This is a genomic window from Exiguobacterium sp. A1_3_1 (assembly GCF_048985645.1).
Lineage (GTDB): Bacteria > Bacillota > Bacilli > Exiguobacteriales > Exiguobacteriaceae > Exiguobacterium_A > Exiguobacterium_A indicum.
This window is the reverse complement of sequence record NZ_WBYY01000342.1, coordinates 1-506: the sequence shown is the minus strand read 5'-3', so window position 1 is coordinate 506 and position 506 is coordinate 1. Positions and strand designations below refer to the sequence as shown.

Sequence of the window (506 nt, the reverse complement as noted above, 5' to 3'; positions counted from 1 at the left end):
GCAGATCATCATTCTGCCACCCTTATCTTTGTATAGACTGACTTTTGAGTCAGGTCCTTTTTATTAATGCGACGGCGTCGTCGCAAGACGTGCTGCCATCAACTGTTGAATTGTTTCTCGATCGTTCTGATGCAGTAAATCGACGATTTTACTGCCGACGATGACCCCCGAGACTGGGCGGCTCAATTGTTTGACGTGTTCCGGTGTACTGATCCCGAACCCGGCAAGGACTGGTACTGGACTATTTTCTGCGACGTTCGCTAAGTGGTCTTCAAGCGCCGTATCAAACGTCGTCTGTCCACCTGTCGTTCCGTTGACCGTGACCGCATAGAGGAATCCTTCACTTTTATCGGCAATCTTTTGAATCCGCTCCATCGGACTCGTCAAGGAGACGAGCTGGACGAGCGCGATGTCCGATTTGTCCTCTTGCTCGAAAAACTGTTCGCTCTGCTCAAGCGGCAAATCAGGAATGATCAGTCCATCGACCCCGACTCTGTCTCTTATAC

1 protein-coding gene is annotated in these 506 nt (G+C 50.4%); it reads right to left on the bottom strand.

Translation table 11 applies throughout. The features are described from left to right. Positions 1 to 63: 63 nt before the first annotated feature. Positions 64 to 506 (bottom strand): tryptophan synthase subunit alpha (trpA, locus tag F8N00_RS18265; RefSeq protein ID WP_421018780.1); only part of this gene is annotated, 443 nt, incomplete at its 5' end.